This window comes from Tepidiforma sp. (genome assembly GCF_034433535.1).
GTDB lineage: Bacteria > Chloroflexota > Dehalococcoidia > Tepidiformales > Tepidiformaceae > Tepidiforma.
Map to the genome: position 1 here is coordinate 1 of NZ_DAOUAO010000040.1, position 13,076 is coordinate 13,076.

Consider the following 13,076-nt stretch of genomic DNA (forward strand, 5'->3'; position numbering starts at 1 on the left):
AAAGTTACAGAACGGGAAACGGCCGCCGAACCCGCTACACTGGGGGCGTCCCTGCCACCCATCCCACGTCATTCGATGGAGGAACCATGGCCATTCTCCTCACCACCACCGGCACCATCGAAGGCCGCACCATCACCGAATATCTCGGGGTCGTGGCCGGCGAGGTCATCCTCGGCGTCAACGTGTTCAAGGACATTGCCGCCGGCTTCCGCAACATCGTCGGCGGCCGCTCCGGCAAGTACGAAGAAGAGCTGCGCAAGGGCCGCGACGGCGCCATCGCCGAGATGCTCCAGTACGCCCAGCAGCTCGGCGCCGATGCCGTCGTCGGCGTCAAACTGGATTACGAAACCGTGGGCGGAGGCCAGATGTTGATGATTACCGCCTCCGGCACCGCCGTGAAACTCGCCTGAATCCTCGCCCGGCGGCACACTTAACCCCCGCCGGGTACCGTCACCCCAGCACGGCCCATACCCCACCGGAGGAACCCCCTTGCCCACCAAAATCGGCATCAACGGCTTCGGTCGCATCGGCCGTCAGGTCTTCAAAGCCATCACCGACCGCTACCCCGGCCAGCTCGAAGTCGTCGCCATCAACGACCTCGTCGCCACCGACGTCAACGCCAACCTGCTCAAGTACGACTCCAACTACGGCCGCTGGAACCGCGACATCCGCGCCGAAAACGACTCGCTCGTTGTCGACGGCCGGCCGGTCCGCGTCTTCGCCGAGCGCGACCCGGGCGCAATCCCCTGGGGCTCCGTCGGCGCCGAGATCGTCATCGAATCCACCGGCCTCTTCACCGACGCCACGAAGGCCGCGGCGCACCGCCGTGACACCGTCAAGAAGGTCATCATCTCGGCCCCCGCGAAGAACGAAGACGTGACCATCGTCCTCGGCGTCAACCAGGACGCCTACGACCCGGCCCGCCACCACGTCATCTCCAACGCTTCCTGCACCACCAACGGGCTCGCCCCTGTCGTCAAAGTCGTCGTCGATAATCTCGGCCTCGTCAAAGGCCAGATGACCACCATCCACAGCTACACCAACTCCCAGCAGATCCTCGATAAGGCCGCTGGCTCCGACCTCCGCGAAATGCGCGCCGGCGCCCTCAACATCGTCCCCACCTCCACCGGCGCGGCCCGCGCGCTCAAGCTGGTTATCCCCGAGGTCGAAGGCCGCCTCGATGGCCTCGCCTATCGCGTGCCTACCCCGACCGTCTCCATCGTCGAAGTCGTCGCCCTCACCGAGAAAGACACCACCAAAGACGCCCTGAACGACATCATCCGCGAAACCGCTGCCGAGAAGATGAAGGGCATCCTCGGCATCACCATGGACCCCGTCGTTTCCATGGACCTCAAGGGCGACGAGCGCTCCTCCATCGTCGACGGCCTCTCGACCAACGTGGTCGGCGGCAACCTAGTCAAAGTCGCCGCCCGGTACGACAACGAGTGGGGCTACGCCTGCCGCCTGAGCGACCTCGCTGCCTTCCTGGTCGAAAAAGGCCTTTAAGCCACAGTCCCCCTTTTTCCGCACCCGTCCTTTCGCCGCCCCGGCCGCCCGGCCGGGGCGGTTGCTGTGTTCGAAACGAACGCGAAACCCAGCCGCAAACGACTCGTCATCCCATCGCCATCTGAACGAAACCGCCGAAATCGAGACTTGCCGCGGCAACACCATTCACGCCGAGGGAGTATGAACAAAATCGAAGCCATCAAGCAGGAAAAGGACGGACTCGATTCCTGGGAGGACCTCGTTGAGTTCGCCCGCAGGGGAGTCCCGCCGCAGGAGCTCGACGAGGCCCACCTCCAGCGCTTCAAGTGGTACGGCGTCTTCCACCGCCCCCAGAAGCCCGGCACCTTCATGATGCGCCTGCGCATCACTGGCGGCCGCCTCACCTCCAGCCAGGCCCGCGTCATCGCCGGCATCGCCCGGGAGCACGGAGGCGGCACCGCCGACATCACCACGCGCCAGAACCTCCAGCTGCGCGACCTGCTCCTGCCCGATATTCCCGGCATCATCGAGCGCCTCAGCGAGGCGGGGATCACCACCCGCCAGACGGGGATGGACAACGTTCGCAACTTCATCGGTTGTCCGCTCGCCGGCATCGACGGCATGGAGCTGTTCGACTCCACCCCCCTCGTCAACGCACTCGCCGAAGCCCACCTCGCCGCCGGCAGGCAATTCTCCAACCTCCCGCGCAAGTTCAACGTCGCAATTGCCGGCTGCCGCGATGATTGTGGCGACGCCCAATCGCAGGACCTCGGATTCGTCCCGGCTACCCGCGAGCGGGACGGTCGCCGTGTTGCCGGGTTCAACGTCCTCGTCGGTGGCGCCCTGGGCGGAACCAGCCCCCGGCTCGCCACGCCGCTCGACGTCTTCGTCACGCCCGAGGAAGTCGTCCCCTTCTTCCTCGCCCTCCTGCGGGTCTACCGGGACAACGGCCCGCGGGACGTGCGGACCAAAGCCCGGCTCAAGTGGCTCATCGCCGAATGGGGTGAAGAACGCCTCCGCGACGAAGTCGAGCGAGAGTTCGGCCGGCCTCTCCAGCGCGCCGGCATTGATGAGCGCCTCCGGGTCGCGGGCGACCATCTCGGCATTCACCCGCAGCGCCAGGTCGGGAAGAACTACATCGGCCTCCACGTCCCCGTTGGACGCATCACCGCCAATGAGCTCGAAGGCGTCGCTGACCTCGCAGATTCCTACGGCCAGGGCCAGCTCCGCCTCACCGTCGACCAGAACATCGTGATCCCCCACATCCCCGATGCCGCGCTCTCGAACCTCCTCGCCGAACCCATTCTCGAGCGCCTCAAGCCCAACCCGTCCCACATCTGGCGCCACCTTGTCGCCTGCACAGGCAACGACTACTGCCACTTCAGCCTCATTGATACCAAGCGCCACGCCTACCAGCTCGCCTCCGAACTCGAACGCCGTGGCGTCCAGGTACCGCGCGGCACCCGCATCCACGTCTCTGGATGCATCCACGCCTGCGGCAAGCACCACATCGCCGATATTGGCCTCCAGGGCACCAACATCCGCCTCGGCAGCCGCGTCGAAGAAGCCGCCGATGTCTACGTCGGCGGCCGTCTCGGCGATGAACCTCGCCTCGCCTCGAAAATCCTCGAAAACGTCCACTGGGAAGACCTCCCCGTCCTCGTCGAAGCCCTCGTCCGCCAGCGCTTCGCCCAGACGGTGCCCCTTTCGCTCATCCACCTCGAAACAAAGACCGCATCCGAAGACGAAACTATGGAGGAAGTTTCCGCATGACCACCGACGCACTCGAAGCCTGCAGCAAGGCGGCAGCCGCCAAGGCGGCCTTCCTGCGCGAAAAACCCCACGGCTACCTGATTCTCTCCGCGCTCGCCGGCATCTATGTCGGGTTCGGTATCGTGCTCATCTTCGCAATCGGCGCGCCGCTTTCGGTCGCGGGCTCACCCTTCCTCAAGTTCGTGATGGGTGCATCCTTCGGGATCGCGCTCTCGCTCGTCATCGTCGCCGGCTCCGAACTGTTTACCGGCAATACCCTCGTCATGACCGTCGGCGCGCTTCGAGGCGCCGTGCCGGTTTCGTCGCTGGCGGGCACCTGGGCCGTGTCGCTCGCCGGCAACCTCGCCGGCTCGCTCGCCCTCGCCTGGCTCGTCGCCCAGAGCGGTGCCCTCGGGGCAGCCCCCCAGGCCGATTTCATCCAGAAAATCGCCGCCGCCAAAATGACCCTCTCGTTCGAAGACGCCTTCTTCCGCGGCATCCTGTGCAACTGGCTGGTCTGTCTCGCCGTCTGGTCCGCCATGCGCCAGCAGAGCGAGGCGGGCAAGCTCATCATGATCTTCTGGTGCCTGTTCGCCTTCATCGGCGCCGGTTTCGAGCACTCAGTCGCCAACATGACGCTGCTGGGCATTGCGCTCTTCCAGCCCCACGCCGACTCCGTCTCCTGGGCAGGCTTCGCCCACAACCTCATCCCCGTTACACTGGGGAATATCGTTGGCGGCGCCGTCTTCGTGGCCGGCGCCTACCTGCTCGCCAATGCACGCCTTGCGCTCCCTCGCCCCGCCGAAACCGGCGCTACCCAGGTCACCGGGCGGTCCGCCGCTGCCGACTAGCCTCCGCACCGCCGCAAACCCCGGCAAGGGCCCGGCAGCACGCCGGGCCCTCGGCGTTCTCCCCGCCAAAACCCGGCCTTGCGTATCCTGTAGACCACCCAGGAGGAGCGCTTGGCCACCCACCCCGCCCGGCCCCGGTTCCCCCGCCGCCTGCCTGCGCCACTGCACCGGGTGTTCCAATGGCCCGTGCTCCTCGCTGCCATCCTCGTCCTCGGCGCCGCCCTTCGCTTCCACGGCCTCGGCTGGGATACCCCGCCCGGCGCCGCCTACCCCCTCCAGATGCACCCCGATGAGCGCTTCCTCTCGCTCGTCGCCGACCGCATCGACTGGCCCTCCTCCCCGGCCGAGTACTTCGATACCGCCCGCTCGCCGCTCAACCCGTACAACGACGGCCAGACCAACTCCTACGTCTACGGCACCTTTCCGCTGTTCCTCGTGAAGGCCGTCGCCACCCTGCGCGGAGATGACCCCGCCGGGCCCGGCAACTCGTACGTCGCCACCGTCATCTCCGGCCGGCAGGTCACCGCCTTCGTCGATGTCCTCGTCATCGTGCTCGTCTTCCTCCTGGGGTCCGCCCTGGGCTCCCGCCGCCTGGGCCTCCTCGCGGCCTTCCTCTATGCCATCGCAGTGCTGCCCACCCAGCTGGCCCATTTCTGGGCCATGGACCCCTACCTCAACCTGTTCGCCCTCCTTACCCTCCTGCTCTCCGTTCACTGGGTGCGCGCCGAATCCCGCAACGCGTGGCTGCTCGCCGTCGGCATCGGCGCGGCCATCGGCCTCGCCACGGCCAGCAAGGTGAACGGCGCCATCTTCGCCGCCATCCCGGTGCTTGCCGCCCTGCTCCGCATCGCCCTCTACGACTTCCCCGGCCTGCGGCTTACCTGGCGCGGCGAAGCTCCCGCTGGGCCCCGGGCCCGCGGTGCCTGGGTCTCCGATGTCGCCATGCTCTGCCTCGCCGGGGCCGTCTCGCTGCTCGTCTTCCGCGTCGCCCAGCCCTACGCCTTCGCCGGTCCGCACCCGTGGGACTTCGCCCTCGATGCCCGCTGGTGGGACGACATCCAGCGCGAGCGGGACTTCCAGCAGGGCAACGCCGACTACCCGCCGTTCGTCCAGTTCGCCGGCTCGACCCCGTTCCTCACCCCGCTCCGCCAGCTGGTCCTGTGGGGTCTAGGTCCCGCCCTCGCCATCCCGGCGTTCGGGGGCCTCGCCGCAGCGCTCATCCGCTCGGCTCGCCGCCGCGAAGTCGCCCTCCTGCTGCCCGTGGCCCTTGCCCTGCTCGTGGTCGTCTTCTGGGGGCCGCGCTTCGTGGCCTTCATGCGCTACTTCCTGCCGGCCTACCCGGTCCTCTGCCTCTTCGCCGCCTGGGCGGTCCTCGAACTGCTCCGCCGCGCGCGAAAAAGGGTGACGTTTACCCTCGGGCCGTTGACCGCAGCCCTCAGCCCCGGCGCGGCGCGCACCGCTGCCCTCGCGATCACCGGGGTCGCCATCGCCGGGTCGGGCTGGTGGGCCCTCGCCTTTCAGAACGTCTACTTCGAAACCCACCCCCGCATCGCCGCGACGCAGTGGGTCTACGACAACATCCCCCCGGGCTCCGCCATCACCACCGAAATCTGGGACGACCCCGTCCCCTGGGACTTCCCGGGCCGCGAGCGTGCCTACCGCTTCGTCGAACTCGACCTCTACCGCACCGATTCGCCCGCCAAGATCCAGGAGCTCATCTACGGCACCCCCGGGGACGCCAACCGGCCCGGGCTCGTGGGTGCCGACTACATCGCGGTCACATCCGGCCGCATCCGCGAGTCCGTGCCCCGGCTCGAACGTGAATACCCCGCCACCATCCGCTATTACCGGCTGCTCGATTCCGGCGACCTCGGCTTCGAACGGGTCGCCACCTTCCGGGTGCGCCCCTCCTTCCTCGGCATCTCTATCGATGACTCCTCAGCCGAGGAGTCCTTCACCGTCTACGACCACCCGGAGGTCCGCATCTACCGCAAGACCGCCGCTTTCGACCCCGCCCGCGCCTACGCCCTGCTCGCCGAGGCCCGCCCCGAATCGGCGGTCAACCTCCTCCCGCGCCAGGGCCGCAGCAACGGCCTCCAGTTCACCGCCGCCGAAGCCGCGCGTCAGCAGGCGGGCGGCACCTTCGGCGATGTCTTCCCCAATCCGGGACCGGTGGCCGCCGCCCCCTGGCTCTGGTGGCTGCTCTGGCTCGAACTCGCCACCCTCGCTGCCCTCCCCTGGGTGGCCTGGCTCGCCCGCCCGCTCCCCGGCAGCGCCTGGAGCCTGGCCCGCCTGCTCGGACCGGCCGCCGTTGCCCTCGTCGCCTGGATGCTGGTCGCCTGGGGCCTGTTCGAATTCTCCCGGGGGCTCGCCTGGGCCGCCTTCGCCATAGTCGTGCTTGCCGGCGCCGCCCTTGCCATCCTCAGGCGTGGCGACCTCCTCGAAGACGCCCGCACCCGCTGGCGCAGCTGGCTCGCCGCCGAGGGCGTCTTCCTCGCTGCCTTCTTCGCCTTCCTCCTCCTGCGTGCGGCCAACCCCGACCTCTGGCACCACCCGCAGGGCGGCGAAAAGCCGATGGAAATCGCCTACCTGACTGCCGTCACCCGCTCGACAATCCTGCCGCCGTACGACCCCTGGTTTGCCGGCGGCAGCATGAACTACTACTACTGGGGCTGGTTCTTCCTCGCCGTCCCGATTCGCGCCTTCGGCATCCTCCCCGAGGTCGCCTTCAACCTCGGCGTCCCCACCTTCGCCGCCTCGGCCGCGGCGGTGGCCTGCGGCGTCGTCTCCGGCCTCGTGGCGAAGGCACGCCAGGCACCCGGGGTCCGACCCAACGGCCCTGTCGTCCTCGTGGGTGTGCTCGCGGCCTTCCTGCTGGTCGCCGCCGGCAACCTCGACGCGCTGCACCAGTGGATCGAGCGCCTGCAGGCGGTCAACCGCTGGTCCCTGTTCGAAGGGGTGCCCGTTATCGGCGGCGCGGTCGGCATCGTCGGCGGCCTCTGGCAGTGGCTCCTCGGCAGCGCGCCGCTCCCGCCCTTCGACTGGTGGCGAAGCTCGCGCGTCCACTTCGGCTCCTTCGATATCACCGAATTCCCCTACTGGTCGTTCCTCTTCGCCGATCTCCACCCGCACCTGATGGCCATCCCCTTCTTCGTCACCCTCGTGGGCCTCGCCGTCGTCATGGTCCTCGCTGCCGCGGCCGGCGATAGCCGCCGGTCGTGGGTGCTCGCCGGGGTGCTCGGGCTTGCGGTCGGCACCATCCGCATGGTCCACACCTGGGACTTCCCAACCGCCGTCATCCTCGGGGTTGCCGCCATCCTCCTCGGTGCGCTGCTCGCACCGGGCTCCGGCGAGCGCCGCACCTGGAACGCCCTCGGCCAGCTTGCGCTCTTCGCCGCTGCCCTGCTCATCCCCTTCGCGCCGTTCGCGGGCCGGTTCGAAACCTTCGACCCCGGCATCGTCCGCGCCCCCGAGACCACGCCCTTCCAGCAGTTCCTCGCGCAGTACGGCGTCTTCGTCGGCATCGCCGTCGCCTGGATCGCGCTGCGCCAGTACCGGATGCTCGCAGCCCGCGGCTTCGAACCCGGCCGTAACCCCGTCCTCGCCGTCGTGGCCGGCCGCCTGGAGGTCGCGTCGCTCCTGCTCTTCCTCGCGGGGCTGGTGGCATTTACCTGGGCCTTTGGGCTGACCACCGTCACCCTCAGCCTGGTGGCCATCATCTTCCTCGCCAACCACGCGGTGGACGAGCTCCGCCAGCCCCGGCCCGACCTGCCCCGCCTGCTGGTCAGCCTGCTCTCTGCGCTCGCCTTCGCCATCGCCGCCGGCGTCGACGTCGTCACCCTCAAGAACGACATCGTCCGCATGAACACCGTCTTCAAGTTCGGCCTCCAGGCGTGGCACCTCTTCGCCCTGGCCAGCGCCTTCGCCGCCTGGGATGTGATCTCCGCCCTCCTCGCCGCCCGGCCCGCCGCCCGGCCGGCCGCCGCCGCGCGAATCGCGGCGCTCGGCGCCCTCGGCGCGCTCCTGCTTGCCTCCACGCCGTATGTCATCTCCGGCACCAGCGCGCGCCAGCAGGCCCGCTTCGGCGATACCCCGCTCACCCTGGACGGCTTTGCCTTCTTCGAACACGGCACCTTCACCGAGCCCGGGACCGACCCCGGCCCGTCCGATGACGTCACCTTCCGCCTCGATGAAGACCTCCCGCTCATCGAGTGGCTCCGCGAGAACGTCGAGGGCTCCCCGGTCATCGTCGAAGCGGTCGGCCCTCTCTACCGCTGGACGGGCCGCATCTCCGAGTACACCGGCCTCCCCGCCGTCATCGGCTGGGACTGGCATCAGATCCAGCAGCGCACCGAGTACGCCAGCCTCGTCCAGCAGCGCCGCGCCGATGTCCAGCGCTTCTACACCGACCCGAACACCCTCCAGGCCGAGCAGTTCCTGCGCACCTACAACGTCCAGTACGTCATCGTCGGCACCGAGGAGCGCATCCACGGCACGCCCGAGGCGCTCGCCGCCCTCGCCGCGATGCCCGCCCTCTCCGAAGTCTTTCGCGACGGCCAGAACATCATCTACCGCGTCGACCAATCGCTCCTCGCCCCGGCGGTGCCCGGTGCAGCGCCTTGACCCCGCCGTCGTGGGCCGCCTCGCCGAATGGGTTCCCCGCCGCGACCTCGAAGCGATGCGCATCCTCCATGGCGGCCTGGCCGGCTGGGTGCCGCGCATCGTCGGCATGAGCGCCGTCACCTTCGCCCCGTTCGTCCTGTTCCGTGCCGGTGCGTATCGTCCGGGGTCCGCGGCCGGCCTTGCCCTCGTCGCCCACGAGGCCGCCCACATCACCCAGGTGCGCCAGCTTGGCCGCCCCCGCTTCTACGCCCGCTACCTCCTTGGCCAGCTCCGTCAGGGCTTCCGCCACGACCGGCACCCGCTCGAGGTCCCCTGCATCGAACTCCAGCGCACCGTCCGCGCGGCGCTCCGATCCCGCGGCTACCCCCCCTGACCGGGGTCCCCCAGCAGCCCGAGCCCCCGGAACACCCCCTCGAAGGCCGCCAGGCTCCCGGGGTTGAAGTGCGGCAGCACATACTCCACCCGCCCGTCCCGGCCGACCACCACCACCCCCCGCCGCGATTTCCGTTCCTCCGGGTCCCAGAACCCGTACGCCCGCACCGCCTCGCCGTAGAAGTCCGAAATGAGCGGGAAGGGGAAGTGGTCGCGCTCCTGGAACTTCCCATGCGAGCCGATCCCGTTCGTGTTGATGCCGAACACCTGCACGCCGTCCTCCCGCAGCAGGTCATACTCCTGTGCGAACGCCTTGAGCTCACTCGTGCAGATCGGCATCCCGTCGTCCTGGTAGAAGATGAGCAGCACTCGCCCCCGCGCGAGCAGGTCCCGCAGCCGCACCGTGAAGGGCTCGCCCCCATCGGGCACGGCCGGCAGTTCGAAGTCCGGCGCCTGTTCGCCCGGCGCAATCGGCGCCCGGACCCCCGGCCCGTGCCCGTTCGCCCCTTCCGTTGCGCTCATGGCAGCGGCTCGAATCCTGGCGGCGTGCCCGCCAGCCCGCGCGTGCCGGCGGTGACCCGGATTCGCCCGAGGCCGGCGCCGTCGGTCAGCTGTTCCAGTGCTCGCCGCCGCGCGAAGTACTCCTGCAGGTCCGCCCGGGCGGCCTCGACCAGCCCGCCCAGCCCGACGCTGTAGAGGAACTCCTGCTGCGAAACCGGCCCCCACGGAGTCATCCCCTCATCCTCGATCGCCGCCAGCAGCTCCGAGAGGTTGATGTGGGCCGTGATGTCCTGCTCGCCCACGTGGATGTAAGGGTCCTCATGCGCGGTGTGGCGGTAGAAGCAGAGCAGCGTCCCCTGCGTGCGCCACGGCGCCCAGAGCTCCTCCTGCAGGCAGCCGTAGTCGAACACCAGCACCGCCCCGCGTTCGACCAGCCCGCAGAGGCTCCGCGCCGCCCCGTAGAGCGCGTCGTTGACCTCGAACCGGCCCTCTGCCGGCGCCCCGTCGATGCTCGCAATTGGGCCGCTCGTCTCCACGAACCGCTCGCCGTCCCACCGCACATATACCTCCGCCGGGCCCCGCGGCGTCGCCTCGAACAGCCGCACCGGGAAGGCGTCGAACAGCTCATTGGCGACCACGACCCCCGCCGCGGCCGGCTCCACCGGCGGCACCCGCCATGCCACCCGCGGGTCATCGCCCGGGCTGTTCGGCTCGATGGCAACGTAGCGCAACGCCCGTGCGAACCCCCCGCCGCGCCCCTCCGCCCAGTCCAGCACCGCCCTGGCCAGCGCGCCTTCCCCGGCGCCCGGTTCGAAGATCACGAACTCCCCGGGTTCGCCCAGCTGCTCCCAGGCCCACTGGCACCACCCTGCCACCGCCCACCCGAACATCGGGTGCACCACCGGGCTGGTGACGAAATCGCCCTGCTTCCCGATGCGGCCCCGCTTCCGGTAGTAGCCATGCTCCGGGTGGTACAGCGCCAGCTCCATGAAGCGCGAAAACGGGATCGCCCCGCCGTCCATCTCCGCCGCGATCGCCGCGATTAGCCGGGGGTTCCCCAGTGCAGCCGTGCCCGGGTCGAGGTCAAGTGCCATCGTCTCCAGTATCCACCCCCGCCGCCGGGAGGAGGCAAGCGCCGTTCGGTGCTAGAGTTCACCACAGCCCCTGCGAACCCCGTTCAAGGATTCCTGCCGTGCAGTCACCCCCCGCCTCCGAGAGCGCCGTCGACGCAGCCATTCGCCTGTTCGGCGAGACCGTCAACATGTTCGACCCCCTCCGCTTCCGCACCTGGGCCGAGATGGGGCTCACCACCGCCCAGCTGCGCGTCCTCTTCCTCGTCCGCGAAACGCCCGGCGTGACCGCCGGCGAGCTCGCGACCCGCCTCGGCGTCACCCCGCCCACCATCTCCGGCATCGTCGATCGCCTCGTGAAAGCCCGCCTCATCCGCCGAGAAGACGATGACGCCGACCGCCGCCTCGTCCGCAACTTCCTCACCGAGCAGGGCGAGGCCGCCTGCTCCCGCCTCGAAACTGGCTCCGAAGTCTTTACCCGCCGCATCCTCATCGAAATGAACCACGAAGACCTCGAAGCCCTCGTCCGGGGCCTCAAGGCCTTCGTCGCCGCTTCCGAATACGTCCAGCGCGTCGAGCCCGACCTCGCTGCAGTTGCCATGCCGGGGGTGAACCTCCAGTGACCCAGCAGCGCCGCGTTCGCACCATCGACCTCGAAAACCCCTTCCTCGATTCGTTCGAAGGTCTCGTCGAAATCCTCCTCATCCGCCATGGTGAGCAGAAGTTCTTCGAGAACATCCCGCTCGGCCAGGCCTACGATGCCCCCCTCTCCGAGCTCGGCCAGAAGCAGGCCGAAGCCGTCGGGCGCCGCCTCGCCAACGCCCGCCTCGGCCGGGTCTACTGCAGCGACATGCGCCGCGCCCACGACACCGCCCGCGCCATCGCCTGGCACCACGGCATGGACCCCATCGTCATGCCCGACCTGCGCGAAATCGACCTCTGGCAGCGCGCCCCGCAGGATAAAGGCCTCCTCGATATCTACACCCGCGAGCAGCTCGCCGAGGTCTACCGCGAAGTTACCCGCACCCGCAAGCACTCGGCCTATCCCTACTGCGAGGACGTCGGCGCCTTCCGCGAACGCGTCTTCCGCGCCCTCGATACCATCATCGAAGAGTCCATCGGCATGCGCGTCGCCGTCGTCTGTCACGGCGGCGTCATCAACGCCATCTTGAGCCACGTCTTTGGCTCGCCGTTCGACCACCTCGTCCCCGTGCACCACACCTCCATCTCGGTCCTCCGCGCCGCCGATACCCGCCGCGTTATCCTCACCATCAACGACTACTCCCACGTCATGCCGATCCAGTCCTCCCGCAGCGACCTCAACGCATGAGCCGCACCCTCCAGCCGGACCCGTCGTGGTTCGAGATCGACCCTGCCTTCTACGCCCACGGCGGCACCTGCTTCAATCCTGCCGAGCTCCAACTGCTCGACGACATCGCCGGGCACCGCGTGCTCGTCGGCCCGGTCACCCCCGAGAACCGGGGCGAGGAAGCCCTCTCCCTGGTCAACCTCGGCGCCCGCGTCACCGCCTTCGCCTGGTCCGATGCCGACCTCGCGCCAGCCCGCGACCTCGCCCGCGCTGCCGGTCGCCCGGTCGACTGGGCCACGGTCCCTCCCGGCTTCGTCCCGGCCGATGGCGGGCCGTTCGGCGCCATAATCAGCACCTTCGGCGCCCTCGACGCCATCCCCGACCTCGACGCCTGGGCCGAATCCCTCGCCCGCGCCATCCTCCCCGGCGGCCGCCTCCTCATCTCCGACCGCCATCCCATCGCCCGCGTGGCGGAGGTGTACAAAGGGCTCCTAATCGTCGGCCATTCCTACTTCGGCGAAGCCCGCGGCGAAGAGCCCTGGACCCTCGACGATCTCCTCACCAGCCTCGCCTCCGCCGGCTTCGCCCTCCTCTCGTTCGAAGAGTTCCCCGGCTCTGACCGCTACCACACCCGCCTCGATGAGCTCCCCGGGGTTCGCTGGGAGCACCGCTGGCGACTGCCGGGGGCCTTCCTCGCCCTCTTCTCGCTCGCAGCCCCGCCGGAGTCGCAGTAGGCTCACCCCATGCAGCCGTTCGTGCCGCGCGCCAAGCTCTGGCTCGAATCCGAAGGCCGCCTGGTGATGTCCGATTACCGCCTCCGGCTGCTCCAGCTCATCGGCGAAAGCGGGTCGCTGGCCGCCGCAGCCGCCGCCATGGGCCTCTCCTACCGCCGGGCCTGGGGCAAAATCAAGGAGCTCGAAGCCAACCTCGGCTACCCGCTCGTCCGCTCCGAAGTAGGCGGCGCCGGCGGCGGCCACACCGCCCTCACCCCCGAGGGCCAGGCCCTCCTCGCTGCCTACGCCCGCTTCCGCGACCGCGTCGAAGCCGCCGTCCGACAGGCCTTCGACGACGAGCTCGGATCGCTCACCCGCGGCCCATCCCCGTCCGCATAAC

12 protein-coding genes are annotated in these 13,076 nt (G+C 69.1%); 10 read left to right on the forward strand and 2 right to left on the reverse strand.

The annotated features are described in order from the left end of the window. Positions 1–92: 92 nt before the first annotated feature. The 6 genes from VAE46_RS02050 (at position 93) to VAE46_RS02075 (ending at position 9,084) form a co-directional block, all read left to right on the forward strand. Positions 93–410: a YbjQ family protein gene (locus tag VAE46_RS02050; protein WP_322795270.1), complete on the forward strand. Its 318-nt coding sequence runs from the start codon at positions 93–95 to the stop codon at positions 408–410. A 79-nt stretch (positions 411–489) separates the two neighbouring features. Beyond that, on the forward strand, positions 490–1,506 hold the full coding sequence (gene gap / locus VAE46_RS02055) for a type I glyceraldehyde-3-phosphate dehydrogenase (protein WP_322795243.1): 1,017 nt from the start codon (positions 490–492) through the stop codon (positions 1,504–1,506). A 180-nt stretch (positions 1,507–1,686) separates the two neighbouring features. After that, positions 1,687–3,258, forward strand: a complete 1,572-nt coding sequence (cobG, locus tag VAE46_RS02060) for a precorrin-3B synthase (RefSeq protein WP_322795244.1) — start codon at positions 1,687–1,689, stop codon at positions 3,256–3,258. Further along, positions 3,255–4,088 (forward strand): formate/nitrite transporter family protein, encoded by an 834-nt coding sequence (locus VAE46_RS02065; protein ID WP_322795245.1) that lies wholly within the window; start codon positions 3,255–3,257, stop codon positions 4,086–4,088. Before cobG ends, VAE46_RS02065 begins: the two co-directional genes overlap by 4 nt. Before the next feature lie 186 nt (positions 4,089–4,274). Beyond that, positions 4,275–8,711: a DUF2298 domain-containing protein gene (locus tag VAE46_RS02070; RefSeq protein ID WP_322795246.1), complete on the forward strand. Its 4,437-nt coding sequence runs from the start codon at positions 4,275–4,277 to the stop codon at positions 8,709–8,711. Beyond that, a complete protein-coding gene (locus VAE46_RS02075) occupies positions 8,698–9,084 on the forward strand; it encodes an eCIS core domain-containing protein (RefSeq protein WP_322795247.1) in 387 nt (128 codons plus the stop codon). The genes VAE46_RS02070 and VAE46_RS02075 overlap by 14 nt, the downstream gene beginning before the upstream one ends. Here VAE46_RS02075 and VAE46_RS02080 read toward each other — a convergent pair. Both VAE46_RS02080 and VAE46_RS02085 read right to left on the reverse strand, forming a co-directional pair. Further along, positions 9,072–9,605 (reverse strand): redoxin domain-containing protein, encoded by a 534-nt coding sequence (locus tag VAE46_RS02080; RefSeq protein ID WP_322795248.1) that lies wholly within the window; start codon positions 9,603–9,605, stop codon positions 9,072–9,074. The genes VAE46_RS02075 and VAE46_RS02080 overlap by 13 nt on opposite strands. Next, a complete protein-coding gene (locus VAE46_RS02085; RefSeq protein WP_322795249.1) occupies positions 9,602–10,678 on the reverse strand; it encodes a class I SAM-dependent methyltransferase in 1,077 nt (358 codons plus the stop codon). The genes VAE46_RS02080 and VAE46_RS02085 overlap by 4 nt, the downstream gene beginning before the upstream one ends. A gap of 98 nt (positions 10,679–10,776) precedes the next feature. Here VAE46_RS02085 and VAE46_RS02090 point away from each other — a divergent pair, with 98 nt between their 5' ends. Genes VAE46_RS02090 through VAE46_RS02105 form a run of 4 tightly spaced genes read left to right on the forward strand, consistent with a single transcriptional unit; the run spans position 10,777 to position 13,075 of the window. After that, on the forward strand, positions 10,777–11,277 hold the full coding sequence (locus VAE46_RS02090; protein ID WP_322795250.1) for a MarR family winged helix-turn-helix transcriptional regulator: 501 nt from the start codon (positions 10,777–10,779) through the stop codon (positions 11,275–11,277). After that, positions 11,274–11,984 (forward strand): histidine phosphatase family protein, encoded by a 711-nt coding sequence (locus VAE46_RS02095; protein WP_322795251.1) that lies wholly within the window; start codon positions 11,274–11,276, stop codon positions 11,982–11,984. Before VAE46_RS02090 ends, VAE46_RS02095 begins: the two co-directional genes overlap by 4 nt. Further along, the gene (locus tag VAE46_RS02100; protein ID WP_322795252.1) at positions 11,981–12,697 is read left to right on the forward strand and encodes a hypothetical protein; all 717 of its coding nucleotides are present in this window, start codon (positions 11,981–11,983) and stop codon (positions 12,695–12,697) included. Before VAE46_RS02095 ends, VAE46_RS02100 begins: the two co-directional genes overlap by 4 nt. 9 nt (positions 12,698–12,706) lie before the next feature. Next, on the forward strand, positions 12,707–13,075 hold the full coding sequence (locus VAE46_RS02105) for a winged helix-turn-helix domain-containing protein (protein WP_322795253.1): 369 nt from the start codon (positions 12,707–12,709) through the stop codon (positions 13,073–13,075). The last annotated feature ends 1 nt before the right edge of the window (position 13,076 follow it).

Bases quoted from the DNA above. Each gene is read 5' to 3' on its own strand.
- cobG (WP_322795244.1), top strand. From the start codon at position 1,687: ATGAACAAAATCGAAGCCATCAAGCAGGAAAAGGACGGACTCGATTCC.
- VAE46_RS02065 (WP_322795245.1), top strand. From the start codon at position 3,255: ATGACCACCGACGCACTCGAAGCCTGCAGCAAGGCGGCAGCCGCCAAG.
- VAE46_RS02080 (WP_322795248.1), bottom strand. From the start codon at position 9,605: ATGAGCGCAACGGAAGGGGCGAACGGGCACGGGCCGGGGGTCCGGGCG.
- VAE46_RS02085 (WP_322795249.1), bottom strand. From the start codon at position 10,678: ATGGCACTTGACCTCGACCCGGGCACGGCTGCACTGGGGAACCCCCGG.
- VAE46_RS02100 (WP_322795252.1), top strand. From the start codon at position 11,981: ATGAGCCGCACCCTCCAGCCGGACCCGTCGTGGTTCGAGATCGACCCT.
- VAE46_RS02105 (WP_322795253.1), top strand. From the start codon at position 12,707: ATGCAGCCGTTCGTGCCGCGCGCCAAGCTCTGGCTCGAATCCGAAGGC.